The 13,659-nt window shown below is 71.3% G+C and carries 11 protein-coding genes and 2 pseudogenes; 6 read left to right on the plus strand and 7 right to left on the minus strand.

Going from position 1 to position 13,659, the window contains the following annotated elements; genetic code table 11:
* Positions 1–10 precede the first annotated feature (10 nt).
* Positions 11–514: a DUF1153 domain-containing protein gene (locus tag ACZ7L0_RS19030; protein WP_471243632.1), complete on the plus strand. Its 504-nt coding sequence runs from the start codon at positions 11–13 to the stop codon at positions 512–514.
* A gap of 41 nt (positions 515–555) precedes the next feature.
* On the plus strand, positions 556–1,497 hold the full coding sequence (locus ACZ7L0_RS19035; RefSeq protein WP_471243633.1) for a helix-turn-helix domain-containing protein: 942 nt from the start codon (positions 556–558) through the stop codon (positions 1,495–1,497).
* On the opposite strand, the gene ACZ7L0_RS19040 is transcribed toward ACZ7L0_RS19035, so the two are convergent.
* From ACZ7L0_RS19040 to ACZ7L0_RS19050, 3 genes and pseudogenes are all read right to left on the minus strand, one after another.
* Positions 1,467–2,462, minus strand: coding sequence for a macro domain-containing protein (locus tag ACZ7L0_RS19040; protein WP_471243634.1), 996 nt, complete (start codon positions 2,460–2,462; stop codon positions 1,467–1,469). The two genes, ACZ7L0_RS19035 and ACZ7L0_RS19040, sit on opposite strands and share 31 nt — an antisense overlap.
* On the minus strand, positions 2,459–3,331 hold the full coding sequence (locus ACZ7L0_RS19045) for an SDR family oxidoreductase (RefSeq protein WP_471243992.1): 873 nt from the start codon (positions 3,329–3,331) through the stop codon (positions 2,459–2,461). Before ACZ7L0_RS19045 ends, ACZ7L0_RS19040 begins: the two co-directional genes overlap by 4 nt.
* Before the next feature lie 979 nt (positions 3,332–4,310).
* A pseudogene (locus ACZ7L0_RS19050) lies at positions 4,311–4,969 on the minus strand (YceI family protein).
* A gap of 173 nt (positions 4,970–5,142) precedes the next feature.
* On the opposite strand from ACZ7L0_RS19050, the gene ACZ7L0_RS19055 reads away from it, so the two are divergent.
* Positions 5,143–6,105, plus strand: a complete 963-nt coding sequence (locus ACZ7L0_RS19055; protein ID WP_471243635.1) for an FAD-dependent oxidoreductase — start codon at positions 5,143–5,145, stop codon at positions 6,103–6,105.
* On the opposite strand, the gene ACZ7L0_RS19060 is transcribed toward ACZ7L0_RS19055, so the two are convergent.
* Positions 6,095–7,312: a GNAT family N-acetyltransferase gene (locus ACZ7L0_RS19060; RefSeq protein ID WP_471243636.1), complete on the minus strand. Its 1,218-nt coding sequence runs from the start codon at positions 7,310–7,312 to the stop codon at positions 6,095–6,097. The genes ACZ7L0_RS19055 and ACZ7L0_RS19060 overlap by 11 nt on opposite strands.
* 260 nt (positions 7,313–7,572) lie before the next feature.
* Here ACZ7L0_RS19060 and ACZ7L0_RS19065 point away from each other — a divergent pair, with 260 nt between their 5' ends.
* Positions 7,573–8,589, plus strand: coding sequence for a LacI family DNA-binding transcriptional regulator (locus ACZ7L0_RS19065; protein WP_471243637.1), 1,017 nt, complete (start codon positions 7,573–7,575; stop codon positions 8,587–8,589).
* Between the two features lie 14 nt (positions 8,590–8,603).
* Here ACZ7L0_RS19065 and ACZ7L0_RS19070 read toward each other — a convergent pair.
* Positions 8,604–9,881, minus strand: a pseudogene (locus tag ACZ7L0_RS19070) (family 43 glycosylhydrolase); the annotation flags it as partial.
* Between the two features lie 345 nt (positions 9,882–10,226).
* Between ACZ7L0_RS19070 and ACZ7L0_RS19075 the strand changes: the two are divergent.
* Positions 10,227–11,039 (plus strand): maleylpyruvate isomerase family mycothiol-dependent enzyme, encoded by an 813-nt coding sequence (locus ACZ7L0_RS19075; protein WP_471243638.1) that lies wholly within the window; start codon positions 10,227–10,229, stop codon positions 11,037–11,039.
* Between the two features lie 64 nt (positions 11,040–11,103).
* Here ACZ7L0_RS19075 and ACZ7L0_RS19080 read toward each other — a convergent pair whose 3' ends face one another.
* Together ACZ7L0_RS19080 and ACZ7L0_RS19085 are read right to left on the minus strand one after the other, a co-directional pair.
* Positions 11,104–11,901 (minus strand): DUF899 domain-containing protein, encoded by a 798-nt coding sequence (locus tag ACZ7L0_RS19080; protein ID WP_471243639.1) that lies wholly within the window; start codon positions 11,899–11,901, stop codon positions 11,104–11,106.
* A gap of 70 nt (positions 11,902–11,971) precedes the next feature.
* Complete coding sequence (locus ACZ7L0_RS19085; RefSeq protein WP_471243640.1) at positions 11,972–12,499, minus strand: hypothetical protein; 528 nt, start codon at positions 12,497–12,499, stop codon at positions 11,972–11,974.
* A 153-nt stretch (positions 12,500–12,652) separates the two neighbouring features.
* Here ACZ7L0_RS19085 and ACZ7L0_RS19090 point away from each other — a divergent pair, with 153 nt between their 5' ends.
* A complete protein-coding gene (locus tag ACZ7L0_RS19090) occupies positions 12,653–13,591 on the plus strand; it encodes a cyclase family protein (RefSeq protein WP_471243641.1) in 939 nt (312 codons plus the stop codon).
* Positions 13,592–13,659 lie beyond the last annotated feature (68 nt).

The raw sequence follows: 13,659 nt of genomic DNA on the forward strand, positions 1-13,659 counted from the left end.
GAGAAAACTCATGATCAGGCGTATATGGCAGCGTTGCGTCGTACTGGTGGCAGCCGCACTGGCTTCCGCGGTCGGCATCACCTTCGCCGCTCAGGCAGCACAGTCACCGGACGACATCGCGGCAGGCTCCAGCCACCGAGCGGGGGCTGCTGGCCTCCCCGGCGGCCAGGGCGGCCAGGGTGGCAAGGGCGGTGACGGCGGTGAGTGCGGCAACGGCGGCGACGGCGGCAAGGGCGGCGACAGCGGTCAGGACGGTGGCCCAGGTCAGCCGGGGGAGCCCGGCAAGCCCGGCACCCAGGGCTGTACCCGGTTCGAGGACCTGCCGGACAAACCGAAGGAGAAGCTCACGCTGGCGGACAAGGTCCGGGTCGTACTGGTGGTGCTGCACGGGCCCACGACCAGTGCCCAGGCCGCCGAGAAGTACAAGATGTCGGCCCACGAGATCGACGCCTGGATACGGGACTACCGTGCCGGCGACTGGACGGCCCTGATGGGCAAGGCCCCGGCCGGGTGAGGGAAGACGGGTATCGGGTCAGCCGCATACACTCGCGACTGATGACGGCCAGAACCCGACACGGCCTCTCTGAGGGGATCCCCGAGGTCCCCTTCGCCGCACCGGCGGGTACGCCCGCCGGCGTGGAGGTCATGTCGCTGGCCGATCTGCGCGGACGCGTACCGGAACACACCCTCACCCGGCCGCAGCGCCCCGACTTCCATCACCTGCTCACCCTCACGGCGGGCGACCTGCGGCACACCGTGGACTTCACCGCCCATGCCCTCCGGCCGGGCTCCTGGACGTGGGTCCGGCCGGGTCAGGTGCAGCAGTGGGGCGATCTCACCGAGGCCGAGGGCAAGCTGATCCTGTTCCAGCAGGACGCCCTCGATCCGGCCACCGCGACGGCGGCCCGCGTCGACGACCCGTACGCGCCCGTCGTCAGCACCCCCGTCGGCGACGACGCCGAAGCCTTGAACCTGGCCGCGGAGCACCTCAGCCGCGAGTTCCACGCGCTCGGTCACCTGCCTCTGGAGGTGCACCTGGCGGCCCTGCGCCACCTCTTGGCGGTCCTGGTGCTGCGCCTGGCCCACCTCACGGTCCCGGCCGGCAGCCCCGCACCGGAGCCGGACGAGACGTACACACGCTTCCGTGACGTGGTCGAACGGAACTTCACCCGCACCCGGCGAGTGGAGGACTACGCCCAGATGCTCGGCTACTCCACACGCACGCTCGCCCGGGCCACGCTGACCACCGCCGGGCTCGGCGCCAAGGAGTTCGTCGACCGGCGGGTCGTCCTGGAGGCCAAGCGCCTGCTGGCGCACAGCGACCGGACCGCGGCCCAGATCTCGGAGCAGCTCGGCTTCGCCAATCCCTCGCAGTTCAACAAGTACTTCACGCACCGGGCCGGCCGGTCCCCGATCGACTTCCGCAACGAGGTGCGCGGGCGCGACGGGGAGGCCGCCTCTTCGGCTCAGGCTCGCTCGCCGAGAGCGCGCCGGTAGGCCGTCTCGTCATCGGCCCCGAACACGGTGAACACGACCCGGTCGAACCGGCCGGGGTGGGCGTCGAGCCAGTCGCTGACGGTGCCCAGGGCTACGGGGGCGGCCTCGTCCTTGGGGTAGCCGAAGACGCCGGTGCTCACGGCGCAGAAGGCGAGGGTGCGGATCGTCCGCACTTCGGCGGCGAGGTCCAGGCAGGCCCGGTAGGAGGAGGCCAGGGCCTTGGCGTCACCGTGGTCGGGACGGCCGTGGACGACGGGGCCGACGGTGTGCAGGACGTAGCGGGCCGGTAGATGGTAGCCCCGGGTGATCTTGGCGGTACCGGTCGGCTCGGCGGCACCCTGCAGCGTGATGACGGTGTGGCAGTCGTCCCGCAGACGGGGCCCGGCGGCGTGGTGGATGGCATTGTCGATGCAGGGGTGCAGGGGGCGGAAGCAGCCGAGCAGGGCGCTGTTGGCGGCGTTGACGACGGCGTCCGCAGCGAGTGTGGTGATGTCCCCGCGCCACAACGCCGTATGACGTGCCGCCGGGAAGGCGGTGTCGGGGAACTCCTCGGCAATCGTGGGCAGTCGGCGTGCCGGAACGGCTGACCGCAGTCGGCGTTCCGCACCGAGGACGGTGTCCACCGCGGCGGCGGCGCCGTCGGGCAGCGGGCCGGGAGCGCGGACGGTCAGCAGGGCGCGCAGCACCCGGCGGGCCGTCGTCGCGTCGGCGTCCGCGGCAGCCCGCAGTGACTCCGCTCGCAGGCCGAGCCGCTCCACGGCGGGGTCGGTGCCGAGCAGTCCCAGGGCCGAGCGCACGTGCGTGTCCAGCCGGTCGGCCGGGGCGGGGGGCGCCGACGGCCGGAAGGGTTCGTCCAGGGCGATCGCGGCGCGGTAGGCGGCCGGCGGCAGAGCCGGGGGCAGAGCTGAGGGCTGGGCGGCCGCCTGTTCGGCGAAGCCGTCGTACCGCGCGCGCGAAACGGTCATGAAAGGCCCCGGTCGGCGCGGATGACGTCGGCGAGGGGCGTGGCGGGGTGGCCGGTGAGGCGGGGCACGGCGTCGCTGACGCCGTCGAGCCGGCCGGCCGCGATGGCCGTGTAGGTGGACACCCAGGCGTCGAGCTGCCACTGCGGGGCACCGTAGGAGGCGCGGGAGGCGTACGCCTCCTCGACCGTCTGAGGCCGGTAGGTGACGGTGCGGCCGAGCCGCTCGGAAAGGATCGCCGCCGCGTCGTCCAGCGTCAGGGACTCGGGACCGGTCAGGTCGTAGGTGCTGCCGGCGTGTTCGGCGGGCCGGGTCAGGACCGCGGCGGCGGCGTCGGCGATGTCGTCCTGGGAGACGAACGCGGCCCGCCCCCGCCCGGCCGGACCACGGATGACGCCGTCCTCACCGACCAGGCCGGGGACGAACTCCGCGTACAGGTTGTCGCGCAGGAAGGTGTACGCCAGACCGGCGGTGCGGATGTGCTCCTCGGTGTGGAAGTGGTCGCGGGCCAGAGTGAACGTGGCGTCGGGTGCCGCACCGAAGAAGGACACGTACACCAGGTGCCGTACCCCGGCCTCGGCGGCGGCGTCCACGAACGTCCGGTGCTCGCGGAGCCGGTCGGCGCTCTCGGAGGCGGACACCATCAACACGGTCTCCGCGCCGCTCAGGCCGCGCAGGACGGCCTCGCGGTCGCCGTAGCCGCCGCGGACCGGTGTGGCGCCGGGCAGTCGGGGCGCCCGCTCGGGGCTGCGCACCAGCAGCCTCTGCGCCAGGCCCCGCTCGGCCAGGCGGCGGGCGACGCGCCCGCCGAGTTGTCCCGTGGCCCCGGTGACCACCACCGTCGGTTCAGGCTGATCGGTCATGGCTGACATCCCTTCCGGTCGGGTCGAGTGAGTGCGTCCAGGAGCACGTCCGCCCCCGAACGGCACGGACAGGGCACGGGCTCCGAGGTCGGCGGGGACTTCCGGGTGGCCGGGATTCACCCGCACCAGGCGTGCTCCAGGCGTGTGGCGGACGATGTTCTCCATGGGCAGGCGGACCACGCCCGGAGTGTTGAAACCGGCGCCGAACTCCAGGACGAGCAGACGGGCACCGCCGGGCGCCTCGCCGAGCCACCGCACCAGCCGGTCCCCGGCGGACATATAGGCGCTGTCGACGAACTCGGGTCCCACCCGTACGTTGGGGAAGACGTCCGCACCGCAGTGGGGGCAGACGGGCAGGGCGGCCGGGTCGGTCACCCGTCCCGTGCCAGGGTCGTACGCGGCGAGGATCCGCTCGAGGAACGGCTTGGCGGCCCAGGTCTCCCGCACGCACGGCACGGTGCACTGCAGACGTCCGTAGTCGCCCTGGGGCGTGAAGATCCGGCCCGGCCCGAAGCCGTTGCGGGCGAACAGCGCGTCGACGTTCGACGTCGTCACCCAGTGGTCGCGGTCCCCGACCAGGGCGCGCAGCCGCCGGTAGAGGGGGTTCGGCCGGGATCCGAAACGGATGTCGTCGATATGGACGGCCCAGTAGCCCCACATCATGTCGGCGGGCAGCGGCACGCCCAGCAGGTACCGGGAGCGCAGTCCGAGCCGGTGCAGCGCCGGGAACAGCTCCCTGAACCGCTCGACGTCACCGTAGTCGTACCCGGCCGCCGCGCTCAGCCCCGCACCGGCCGCGACCAGCACCCGGTCGGCCTCGTCGAGCCAGGTACGCACCGTGTCGGCCGGGGGCAAGTCGTTCTGAACGGTCATCTGTCGAGTTCCTTTCGGCTTCACCCCCAACGTAGGAGGACGAGCCGCACGGAACGGGACGGGATTACGACGGGCAATGGTCAGAATCCGACAAGCGACAGTCGGTGTCTCCGGCTCAGTCCACCGGAGAGGTGCGGATGGCGGCGATGTCGAACTGCAGGCGCACCTTCTCGCTCACCATGGCGCCGCCCTCGGCCAGTCTGGCGTTGTACGTCAGGCCCCACTCGGAACGGTTGATGGTGGTCGTGCCGTCGAAGCCGACCCGCTCGTAGCCGAACGGATCGGTCACGCGTCCTATGTAGGTGAGCTCCAGGACGACGGGACGGGTGGTGTCCTTGATGGTGAGGTCGCCGGTCATGCGGTAGACGTCGGCGCCCGCGAGTTGCACGGCGGTGCTGGCGAATCGCATACGCGGATATGTCACGGCGTCCAGGAAGTCACGGCCGACCAGGTGGGCGTCGCGTTGTTCCACCCCGGTGTCGACACTCGCGGTGGACAGCGAGATCTCGGCCCGCGAGCGAGCGGGATCGCGACCGTCGAAGTAGAGGCGGCTCTCGAACTCCGTGAAGGCGCCGCGCACCGTGGTCACCATGGCATGCCGCACGGAAAAACCGATCCGGCTGTGCGCCGGGTCGATCGCCCACTCTCCGGTCAGCGCCGCCAGGGCGGGATCCGGCAGACCGGTGCCGGGGAAATCCATGGTGTGGACCGGGAGTTGGCGAGAGGTGGGGGCGCCGAGCGGCGCAGGGACGCACCGCGGTTGAACAGGTTCATGATCCACGTAGTTACTGCAGGGCGGATACCGCCGCAAGCGTTGGAGGAGACCCGCACACGCTCGTCACGGAAACTCCTCTACTCGCCTTTTCGCGCCGGAGGATAGTCTCGAAGCCCGGGTGACAACGTTGCCGGCCCGGTCGCTCAAACGTGTCGGACGACGGAGGCGAGCAGTGGCTGCCAGTGCGGTGGTGATCGGTGCCGGTGTCGCAGGGCTCACCACGGCGGTGTGCCTGGCGGAATCGGGAATGGACGTCCGGGTGGACGCCGATCAGCCCCCCGGTGCGACGACCTCGGCCGCCGCGGGCGCGATGTGGGATCCGTATCTGGCAGAGCCCAGGAACCAGGTCGAGCGATGGAGCCGGGAGACCCTGCCGGTGCTGACCGCGCTGAGTACCGTGGCGGACACGGGAATCCGGCTGGTGGAAGGCGTTCAGCAGTCCAGGATTCCCTGCGACATGCCGGCGTGGGGTGGTCTGGTGGACGCGCGGATGTGCGCCCCGATCGACCTCCGGGACGGTTTCGTGGCGGGGTGGCGCTACCGCGCACCCGTCGTCGACATGCCCCGATACCTCCACTACCTCGTCCGGCGGCTCACCCAGGCCGGCGGATCCATGCGCCGGCACCGCTACCGGACCCTCGAAGAGGCGATGCGCGAGGCGCCGGTGGTCGTCAACTGCTCGGGTGCCGGAGCCCGGTTCCTGGCGGACGACCCCGCGGTCGAGGCGGTGCGCGGCCAGCTCGTCGTGGTGGAGAACCCCGGGATCGAGTCCTTCTTCTGCGACGACACCCCCGGGGCCGAGGTGCTCACCTACATCTACCCCCACCGCGACGTGCTGGTCCTCGGCGGAACGGCGGACCGGGGAAGGTGGGACCTCCGGCCCGACCGGGCCGCGGCCCGGGAGATCGTCCGCCGCTGCGCCGCCGTCGAACCCGCCGTCGCGGAAGCACGGGTGCTCGGGCAGCGGGTGGGGCTGCGACCCGTACGGGAGCGGGTCCGGCTCGTTCAAGAGCGGTATGAGGGCTCGCTGCTGCTGCACAACTACGGTCACGGCGGAGCCGGACTGACGCTGTCCTGGGGGTGCGCCCGGGAGATCGCGGAGCGGGTCCGTGCGGCGGTGGGACCTACTCCCTGATCTGCCACTGCCGGCGCTCCGCGATATCGGCCTCCGCGCCTCGGCGATAGAGATACAGCCAGGTCCGGGCGGCGAGCGTGGCGGTGATCACGGTGGTCCAGGGCCAGCTGGTGACATCCGCCGCCACCAGCGCCGCGCCCACCGCGGGCGAGACCGCCGTGAGCGCCATCAGCACGATCTCGGGCCCGGATCGCCGGAACCGGTAGGCGATCGAGAATGCGGAGCGCTCGTAGCAGGCGATCGCGGCACCGAGTACGACGGCCAGCACCATGGTCGACCACGGATCGCCGCTGGCCTGCGCGTAAGTCACGGGAAGCGAGATCAGAAAGGGGAACACGCCACCGTACTCGGACAGCACGTTCCCCCATTTCATGATCTCGCCGAACGAGTTCGAGCGGATCCGGGCCAGTTCTCCGGAGGCGCTCGCGTAGACGATCAGGGAGAGCACGGTGCTGAACGTCGCGCCGATGAGGAGCAGGCGCACGTCGTCCGGGAAACGGGTCGACGAGAAGGCGAAACCCAGCAGGAAAGTGATCGCGGCGAGTATGGAACCGGAGAAGGCGATGCCGGCCGCGGCTTCCCCGGACTGGAGGGTCGCGGGGTCGTCCTGATCGAATCGGGCGATCTCGAACGCGGGCTCACCGCCGAGCGTCACCAGTGCCGTCAGCGCGTGGTCGGAGGGCGCCAGGGACTCCTTGAGCTGCTCCCGCGCATGGGCGTGCACGAGATGCCGGGCGTCCGGATCCAGGTATTCGACGCGCGCCTTGTACTGATAGTGGATATGGAGACCGTCTTCCCAGTCGCTGACGTGCATGACCCGGGTTCCTATGAATCCGCACGCCAGCAGGAGGCGGGTCACGGCCAGTTCCCCCGTGCTCGCCACGGCGGATATCAGAGGCGGTTCGCTCGACCTTTGTGGCAGTTCCCGCACCGTCTCAGCGAGGAGCCGGGCGGCAACGCCCTGTCGGCGCATTCCGGCCCGGACCGCGATCACCGAAAGACGCGCATGACCCGGGGACGGCATTTCCGCGGCGACGCAACCCACCAATTCGCCATCGGATTCGGCCACTCGGACCAGGTCGTGCTCAACGGCGTCGGCGAGGAGCGCGGACGGGGGAACGACCGCCGTGTCGCACGCCTCGGTCAGCAGAGAGCGCAGCTGGGGCAGGTCGTCTGGGCAGGCCGCCCGGGTGGACCACGCAGCCATGTCCGTCCGTTTCGTTCAGCTCGGAGTGCTGTCGAGGGACATGATGCATCACAACTGACGGCCCTTTCGGCCGAGTTGTACACCTGGTCGACACACCGGACCACTTTTCGCCCACATCATCCCGATTCGCCGACATGTTCCGTTCTGTTACGAGCCGACCGCCGCGCTCGTGTCAAGGAGCCCCGAGGGCTGACGGCGGCGCGAACGGTGTGGATGGCAAGATTCATTCACGCCATCATCGTTTCGAAGGGGATGTGACCATGTCTGTGGCCCGTCGGCCAACGCTCAGCGATGTGGCGCAGCAGGTCGGAGTCAGCGCCAAGACGGTGTCCCGGGTGCTCAACGGTGACGGGCCGGTCGCCGCCGAGACCCGGGAGCGGGTGATGGAGGCCGTCCAGCGGCTCGGCTTCCGGCCCAACCTGATGGCACGTCATATGCGCCTCGGCAGGAGTGACACCGCCATCGGGCTGATCGTGCCGGACATGAGCAACCCGTTCTTCGCCACGGTGGCGAGCGGCATCGAGTCGGTGACCCACGGCAGGGGCCTCACCCTGCTGGTCGGGTCCTCCGCCCAGGACGCCGAGCGGGAACGCACCCTGGTCGGGACCTTCCTGGACCGCCGGGTCAGCGCCCTGCTGGTGGCGCCGACCGTGAAAGCGGATCACGCGTACCTCAAGGCGGATCGCTCCGCGGGGCTGCCGGTGGTCTTCCTGGACCGCCCCGGCACCGGCCTGGCCGCGGACAGTGTGCTCAGCCCCAACCGGCGCGGAGGCCGCGAGGGCACCGCGCACCTGATCCTGCACGGCCACCGCCGGATCGGTTTCGTCGGAGACAGCCCCACCGCCCTCTACACCCGGCGGATGCGTCTGCGCGGCTACCGGGACGCCCTCGCGGAAGCCGGACTTCCCTACGACAAGGCGCTGGTCGTGGGCGGTCACGACGTGCAGTCGGCGGCCGACGCCACCGAACGCCTGCTGCACCTGGCGGACCCGCCGACCGCACTGTTCGCGGCGAACAACTTCGCGTCGATGGGGGTCGTGATGGGCCTCGCCCGGACCGGCCGCAAGGATGTCGCACTCGTCGGTTTCGACGACATCCCCCTCGCCGAGGTTCTCGAGCCCGCCCTCACCGTGGTCGCCCAGGACCCGGCGGCCATGGGCGCCACGGCCGCGACGATCGCGCTGGCCCGTCTGGACGGCGACCGCTCCCGGGCGCGCTCCACGGAGATTCCCACCCGGCTGATCCCGCGCGGCTCGGGGGAGCTGCGGCCCCGCTGAGCCCGCCCGGACGCGTGGACCACCGAGTGGTGGCCGGTGCCCCTGATGCCGAGGGAGAGGTCCTTCTCCAGGATCACTCCGTGCTTGGTCCAGGGACCGGTGGGGGAGGGGCCGGTGGCGTAGGCGACCCGGTAGTCCTCGTCCCGGGTGTCGTTCTCCGACCACATGAGGTAGTAGGTGTTCTCGCGCTTGATGACGAAGGAGCCCTCGTTGTAGCCGCCCGGAGTGATGTCGGTGACCTTCGACGCGTCGAAGGAGACCATGTCGTCGTTCAGCGGGACCACATGGGCGTGGCCGTTGCCCCCGTAGAGGTACGACTGCCCGTCGTCGTCGGTGAAGACGGCCGGGTCGATCATCTGGCCGCTGTACTGGCCCGCCTTGAGCAGCGGCTTGCCCAGGGCGTCCGTGAACGGGCCGGTCGGCGAGTCGGAGACGGCGACGCCGATGTTCGCGTCGGCACAGAAGTAGAAGTAGTACTTCCCGTCCTTCTCGGCGATCGTCGGCGCCCAGGCCCTGCTGTCCGCCCAGGAGACGTCCGGCCCGAGGTCGAGGATGACGCCGTGGTCCTTCCAGTGGACCAGGTCGGTGGAGGAGTACGCCTTGAACCGCGTGCCGCTCCAGCCCTCGAAGCCGTCGGTGGTCGGGTACATGCAGAAGGTGTCGCCGAACCGCACGATGTTCGGGTCGGCGTTGAGCCCCGACAGGACGGGGCTCCTCATGACGAGCGCCGACACCGTCCAGGTGCGCTTCTTCCCGTCCGATCCGGTGACCTCGTACCGTACGGGCTCGGTGAAGTCGCGGACGCTGCCGGAGGCCGGGCTGATCGCCGCGCCGTGGGCGAGGGTGAACTCCGGTGCCAGGGCGGTGAGATCGGTGCCCTCGGTCAGCGGCAGGGTGATCCGGCTGTGGGCGTCGTCGACGAGGGCGTCGACCTTCAGCGCCGGGTGGGTCGCCTTCGCGACGCCCGTGGTGTTGCCGCTGAGCTCCAGGACCTCGGCGGCCGACAGGGCCCGGTCGTAGATCCGGAAGTCGTCGACCTCGCCGCCGAAGTACGGGTCGGCGGAGTAGAGGGACCGGCCGATGTAACCGCTGAAGTCCTTGGCCCCGTCGTACAGGTCGGACGGCTTGATGGTGATGCCGGTCGTGCGGGCGACCTCGGTGCCGTCCACGTAGAGGACCGCCGTGCCGGAGCCGCCGTCGAGGGTGACGGTGACGTGCTTCCACTCGCCCGGGGTGAGCCGCGAGCCCGCGGTCAGCTTCGACTCCGCCGACCAAGTCACCTTGGTGATGGAACAGCGACGCGGCGGCCAGGGCGGCGATCCGGCCCGCCCGGTGTCTCGCGCGGCTGCGCGGACGTGCGGTGTACGGCATGACGAGTTCCCCTGCTGAGGCATGGCTGACGGGAAGGGAAGAAGGCGCGCGGAAGCGGTCCGGCGACGGGGGCCCCGGCCGTGGGCGCCCTGTCGTTTCGGCTGTGTGACGTCGTGTTGCGAGAGTCTCGATCGGGGTGTGGCGCAGCGTCAAGGTTTTTCGAACGATGTCCGGCCCACCGAACGCCGGCGCGGATTTGCCTTCGAGTGGACTCCAGCGTCCACACTCGTCGCGACGGAACTCCGCGCGGTGAAAGGCGGCATCAGATGGCGACGGCGAGGCGGACGGGGCACCCCCTGCCCTACGACATCTACCGGCAGGCGATCGAGCGGGAGACCCTGCGCTACGTCGAGGTGGTCGAGGGCGCGGACCCCGCGACCGGCGTACCCTCCTGCCCCGACTGGACGCTGGCCGAGCTCACCCGGCACGTGGGATCGCTGCAGCGCTGGTTCTGCGCGCTGCTGACCCGGCTGGTGCAGGAGCCTCCGCGCAGCCGTGACGTGGAGCTGGGGCTGCCGGAGTCTCCGGGGGAGTACGCCGGCTGGGTGGCGGCGGGCGTGCCCCAGGTGGCCGCCGTGCTGCGGGCCACGGATCCCGAGGCGGGGATGTGGGCCTGGGCCGAGGACCAGCACGCGCGGTTCTGGGTCCGGCGGATGCTGTTCGAGACGCTGGTGCACCGGACGGACGCGGAGCGCGCCGTCGGCCGGGAGTCGGACATCGACCCGGTCCTGGCGGCCGACGGGGTGGACGAGTTCCTCGTCAACCTGCCCTACGCGGGGCTCTTCGCCCCAGGCGTGTCGAAACTGCGCGGCGACGGCGAGACCATCGGCTTCCAGTGCACCGACCCCACCGGCGAGACCGTGGAGGAGTGGCGGGTGCGGCTCGACCAGGACGGATTCCGCCTGCTCCCGCCGACGGCCACCGACGCCGCCCCCGCCGAGACGCGGGCGACGGTACGGGGACGGGCGGCGGACCTCCTGCTGCTGCTCTACGGGCGGCGGTCGTACCAGGACACCGCCTTCGACGTCTCGGGCGAGGCCGCCGTGCTCGACGTCTGGTTCACCCACACGGCCTTCTGATCCCACGCCGCCGCATCCGACGGCCACGCCCGGGCTCCGGAGGGGAGCGGGCCCCTGCCGGTGATCACGCGTCGTATTCGTCGGGGAGGCGCATGGCGGGGCCGCCCACCTGCAGACCCAGGGGTACCGCGCGGCCCCGCGGCTCCTCCCATGCCTCCTGGCGGCCGAGCGCGGTGAGGTCGAGGTACGGGTAGCCGTTGTGGAACTCCTCGATGCCACGGCCGAAGGCGGAGTAGGTGTGGAAGACCTCGTCCCCGACGCGCAGGAACGCGCTGATCCCCGGCCAGTCGCCGCGCATGCTCTGCGACCACGGCATTCCGGCCTCGGCCAGCTCGGCCTCGGTGCGGTGGAAGATCTGCACCGGCGCGACCCGTTCGTCGACGGTCGCGTGGAAGTCATGGTTGAAGTCGCTGCCGGCCGAGGAGTACCAGGGGAACGTCCAGCCCATGCGCGCACGGAACGCGGCGATCTTCTCGTACGGCGCGCGGGACACCGCGACCAGCGTCGTGTCGCGGACGTGAAGCTGCCGCGGGTTGCCGATGCCGTCGGCCGCGGAGGAGCAGCTGGGGCAGCCGGTGTCGCGGGGGTGCTCGGTGCCGTCGGCGTCGATGTCGTAGGTCCACATGAAGTGGTGCATGACCAACTGGGAGCGCCCCTCGAACAGGTCGAGCAGACCGGCCTTCCCGTTCGGGCCTTCGAAGGTGTACGGCTTGTCGACGCGGACCATCGGCAGCCGCCGCCGGTCGGCGTTGACCCGGTCGCGGGCCCGGGTGAGTTCCTTCTCCTCGGCCAGCAGCTCCTTGCGGGCGGTGAGCCACTCCTCGCGCGACACCACCTCGGGCAGATTCGGCATCGTCGTCATCTCCGCTCTCCCCACCGGTCGGGCACCCACCGTCCAGCTTGCGCCCGGCCCAGCCTCTGTGCGAGGGCGCTCACCCGCCCGGCGACTCCTGTCGCAGCAGCGCACGGGCCGCCCCTTCCGCTCGCTCCACCCGGGACATCAGGCGCGCCCGCCGCCTGGGCCACCAGGCCAGGTCGAGCGCGAACAGGGCGACCACCAGCCATGACACCAGGGCCTCCCGGGCCGACCCGGCCACGGTGTCGTAGACGGCCAGAGCCACCGCCGCCACGGCGGCGAGCACGACCACCCACCGCAGGAGCCGGTCCTGATCCCGCGCGGCGCGCAGCGCGGCGGCGTATTCGACGACCGCGGGCGCCAGCCGGGCCTCCCCGGCAGCCTCACCCCGTCGGGTGGCCCGTACCACCCGCGCCCGGTCCGCCGGCTCCAGATCCGCGGCGCCGGGCCACAGCCTGCTCATCCGGCGGGCCACCCTGACGCCGTACAGGAGGGAGAGCACCACGAAGACGACGGCGGCGCCCACCCAGGAGCCGGACTCGACGACCACGAAGGCGGCGAAGAACACGCCGGCGGGAAGGCCGGCGCCCAACGCCCTGCGCAACGGGCTCCCTCGCCACACCCAGCCCGGGACCAGAATCACGGGCCCATGCTGTCGATCACCGGTTTCGTAAGCAATCACCACACCGGCGAGTCCGCAGGGTGTTCGTCGGCCGGCGGATGCGGGAGCCGGCGTCCCCGCACGAAGATGGGACGCGTGAGCGGAACGAGTGAGCGCAACGGTCCCGCGGTCTCGCGCCGGGACTTCGACGCGCTCTTCGAGGCGGTCCGCACCTGGGGGCGCTGGGCCCCGGCCGACCGCGGTGCCTGGAACCGTGTGACCGCGGACCATGTGCGGCGGGCCACGGCCAGGGTGCGGTCGGGGAGGGTCGTCCCGATGGCGCTGCCCTGGAACACCCGGCCCGGACCCGACAACCGCAGGCCCGCCCTGCACCACATGACCGATCTCGGTGACGTGGAGAGCCCGGAACCCTCCACCCACAAGGACTTCATCGCCGTCGACTACCACGGCAAGGGCGTCACCCATCTCGACGCGCTGTCCCACATCGCCTATCGGGGGCAGCTCTACGACGGCCGGACGGCACACGAGGTCGTGGACGCCGCGGGCGCCCGCTTCGGTACGGTCTCGGCGCTCGGCCCCCTGGTAACGACGGGCGTGCTCCTCGACCTCCCCGCCGTCCTCGGGATCCGCTGGCTGGAGCCCGGACAGGCGGTGCACGCGGAGGACGTCGTCGCCGCGGAGAAGGCACTCGGGGTGACCATCGGCGAGGGCGACGCGGTGCTGCTGCGCTCCGGGCACGTCCGCCGCCGCGAGGAACTCGGTGCCTGGGACCCCGACACGGGGAGCGCGGGCTTCCATGTGGACGCCGTGCCGCTGCTGGCCGAGCGGGGCGTCGCGCTGCTCGGAGGCGACGGTGACAGTGACGTACGGCCCTCGCCCGTCGAGGGCGTGCACTCCCCGGTCCACGCCCTGGCCGTCGCCGCGATGGGGGTGCCGCTGCTGGACAACCTCGACCTCGAAGCCCTCTCCGCCGCCACCGCCGAGACCGGGCGGTACGAATTCCTGCTCGTCGTGACTCCGCTGAACGTTCCGGGGGGAACGGGCTCGCCCGTCAGTCCGATCGCGGTGCTGTGAGGACCGGCGCGGCCGGTCACCGTGGGTGCGGTCTACGAACCGTGACTCGTGCCTGTAATGCCCGTATC

The organism is Streptomyces sp. NPDC039424 (assembly GCF_055639495.1).